The 3,076-nt window shown below is 75.7% G+C and carries 4 protein-coding genes; 3 read left to right on the top strand and 1 reads right to left on the bottom strand.

Annotation, left to right across the window (positions count from 1 at the left end; translation table 11 throughout):
• On the top strand, positions 1-567 hold a 567-nt coding region (locus tag ACFU6K_RS35365; RefSeq protein WP_380670178.1), incomplete at its 5' end, for a cytochrome P450.
• Positions 568-573: 6 nt separating this feature from the next.
• Here ACFU6K_RS35365 and ACFU6K_RS35370 read toward each other — a convergent pair.
• Complete coding sequence (locus tag ACFU6K_RS35370) at positions 574-1,062, bottom strand: MerR family transcriptional regulator (RefSeq protein ID WP_380670180.1); 489 nt, start codon at positions 1,060-1,062, stop codon at positions 574-576.
• 174 nt (positions 1,063-1,236) lie between these two features.
• Here ACFU6K_RS35370 and ACFU6K_RS35375 point away from each other — a divergent pair, with 174 nt between their 5' ends.
• Both ACFU6K_RS35375 and ACFU6K_RS35380 read left to right on the top strand, forming a co-directional pair.
• A complete protein-coding gene (locus ACFU6K_RS35375) occupies positions 1,237-2,472 on the top strand; it encodes an MFS transporter (protein WP_380670182.1) in 1,236 nt (411 codons plus the stop codon).
• 52 nt (positions 2,473-2,524) lie between these two features.
• Entirely contained in the window at positions 2,525-3,031 is a 507-nt protein-coding gene (locus ACFU6K_RS35380) for a carboxymuconolactone decarboxylase family protein (protein WP_380670184.1), read from the top strand.
• Positions 3,032-3,076 lie beyond the last annotated feature (45 nt).

The raw sequence follows: 3,076 nt of genomic DNA on the forward strand, positions 1-3,076 counted from the left end.
CTGCTCGACGCGGGCGAGCAGGACCCCCGGTACACCGACCGGTTGATCCGCGACGAGCTGGTCACCCTGCTCGTCGCCGGCCACGAGACCACGGCCACCACGCTCACCTGGCTCTTCCTGCTGCTCGACCGCCACCCCGAGGCCCGTACCGCCGATCCCCAGGCACTGGTGAGCGAGACGCTGCGGCTCTACCCCTCCGCCTGGCTGCTCCCCCGGCACGCCGTCGAGGACGACGTCATCGCCGGGCACCGCATCGCCGCCGGGACGGACGTGCTGGTCTGCCCGTACCTCACCCACCGCGACCCGGCGCTCTGGCCGGACCCGGAACGCTTCGACCCCGCCCGCTTCGCCCACGGCGCGGACCGCCCCGGGCAGCTCGGCGCCTACTTCCCGTTCGGTCTCGGCGCCCGCGCCTGCCTGGGCACCCGGTTCGCGCTGCGCGAGACCTCGGCGCTGCTGGAACTCCTGCTGCCGATGGGGCCGTTGACGTTCCGCTCGCGGCCGACGGGGGCGGCGTACAGCATCACCGTACGGCCGGACGGGCCGACGCCGGCGGTGCTGGGCTGAGACCTCCTACGCGGCGGGGCCGTCCGGCTGCGAGTCGCCCGGCTGCGGGCTCTCCGGCCGGGTGGGCAGGAAGCCGTCGGCGAGCTCTTTGCCCGTCAGGGCGGCGTCGACCCGGGCGCTGATGTGGGCCCGGGTGGTCGGGCAGTCGAGCGGACGGTCCCGGCTGCACAGCAGCATGTGGGTGAGGACGGCCGCGGCGTGCTCCAGCCGGCGGGCGCGGGCGAGCATCCCGTCCCGCTGGGCGTGCAGCAGCGCCGTGCGCTCGGCCACCCGCTCGCTGGCCAGGACGGCGGCGGTCCCGCTGACCGGGATCATCCCGTCCACGTGCCAGAGCTGGACCAGGGCGAGGCGCTCCAGCGCCTCCCGGTCGTAGTAGCGGACCCGGCCGCGGCGGGCGGTGGGGGCGATCAGGCCGCACCCCTCGTAGTAGCGCAGAGCCGGCACCGAGAGGCCGAAGGCCGCCGAGACCTCGGCGATCGAGTGGAGCTCCGCCATCCGCCGCCGTCTCCTTCGGGGTTGCGCCCGGGCCGAGTTGGGCTCGGGCCGAGTTGGGCCCGGGCCGATGTGGGCTCGGGCCGGGTGTGCCGGGATCGGGTTGCGCTCAAGCGCGCTTGAGCGAGAACGCTTAGGCAAGCCTAACCTCTCATCGAAGCGAAGGGCTTGCTCCCCATGCCGCTCACCGACCCGACGGCCACCACCGCGTCGGCCACTCCGGCCCCCACCGCACCCGCCCGCACCCCACGGGCCGCCGGGACCCTGCTGGTCCTCGGTTTCGTCCTGCTCAGCCTCAACACCCGGGTCGCGTTCGGTCAGATCGGGCCGCTCGCGCCGGTCGCGGGCTGGGGCCCGGGCACCGTGACCCTGCTCGCGCTGCTGCCGCCACTGTGCATGGGCCTGTTCGCCCCGCTCGGCGTCCTGGCCCGGCGGCGGCTCGGCGAGGAACGCGGGCTGTTCTGGGCGAGCGTGCTGCTGCTGGTCGGGGCGGTGCTGCGGACGGCGGGCCTGCCCGGGCTGTACGCGGGCACGGTGCTGGTGGGCGTCGCGGTGGCGGTGGTGAACGTGCTGATCCCGGTGTTCGTCCGGGCCCGCTTCGCGCCCCGGCGGATCGGCACCATGACGGGCGTCTACGCGCTGTCCATGGGCGCCGGTTCGGCGGTCGTCGCCGCGCTGGTCGCGCCGGTCGCGGGCACCTGGTCCTGGCAGGCCGCGATCGCGATCGCCGTCGTCCCGGCGGCCCTGGCGGCGGCCGGCCTGGCACCGCAGCTGCGGGTCGCGCGGACGCCGGCCGGGCCCGCCGCACCCGCCGGGCGCCGACGGGTCGGGCGGACGGCGCTCGCCTGGAGCCTGACGGCCTTCTTCGGCGTCCAGACCCTGGTCTTCTACGCGACGCTGGCCTGGCTGCCCACCGTCCTGGTCGACGCGGGGCTGAGCCGGACCACCGCCGGCACCGACCAGGCCGTGCTGATCCTCGGCCTCGCCGTCGGCGGCTTCCTCGCCCCGACCCTGGCCGCCGCCCGGAGCGACCAGCGGCCGCACATCCTGGGCGTGGCCGCCGTCTGCGTCCTCGGCCTGCTCGGCCTGGTGCTCGCCCCGGCCGGCGGGGCGCCGCTCTGGGCCGCCGTCCTCGGCATCGGCATGGGTGGCGGACAGGCGCTCGCCGCCGTCCTGTTCGCCCGTCGGGGCACCGACCCGGACCACGTCGCCGCGCTCTCCACCATGGCCCAGACCTGGGGCTACCTGCTCGCCGCGACCGGCCCCGCGCTCGCCTCCGCGCTCCACACCGCGAGCGGATCCTGGGCCGCGCCGCTGCTCGCGATGGCCGGTCTGCTGGCCGTCGGCTGCCTCCTCGGACTGCGGGCGGGCCGCGCTGTCACAAAGCCGCGCCGCGATCCGTCGGACCTGTGACCGCACGCTTCACCCGGTCACCCACCGACCCCGTAAGAAGAGGAACACCAGAATGAACGCCCGCCCGATCACCGCCGAGGTCCCGCTGCGCCCGCGCATGGCCCAGGACCCGGTGGAGCTCGTCCCCGAGATCGCCGAGGTCTCGGCCGCGCTGTTCAAGGCCACCGGCAACCGGTCCGTCCCCCGCAGCACCATCAGCCTGGTCCAGCTGCGGGCCGGCCAGATCGCCGGCAGCACCTACCTGACCGTCCTGCACACCGGTTTCCTCCGCAAGGCCGGCGAGTCGGAGGAGCGGATCGCCTCGGTGGCCGGCTGGCCGGACTCCCCCTGGTTCACCGCCCCCGAGCGCGCCGCGCTCGCCCTGGTCGAGGCCGTCCTCCAGCCCAACCCGCACGGCGAGCGGGTGTCGGACGCGCTGTACGCCGAGGTCGCCGGGCACTACGACGACACGGCGCTGACCACGCTCATGCTCGCCATCGGCCAGGTCAACTTCTTCACCGCCATCGCCCTGGTCGCCAAGCCCGTGCCCGGTCGCTCCTTCACCGACCCCTGGGCCTGACCGGGCCCCGGTCCGGCCGATCCGTAGGCCCGCCCGGCCGATCGC

Origin of the sequence: Kitasatospora sp. NPDC057512, assembly GCF_042802135.1 — a bacterium.
Classification (GTDB): domain Bacteria; phylum Actinomycetota; class Actinomycetes; order Streptomycetales; family Streptomycetaceae; genus Kitasatospora.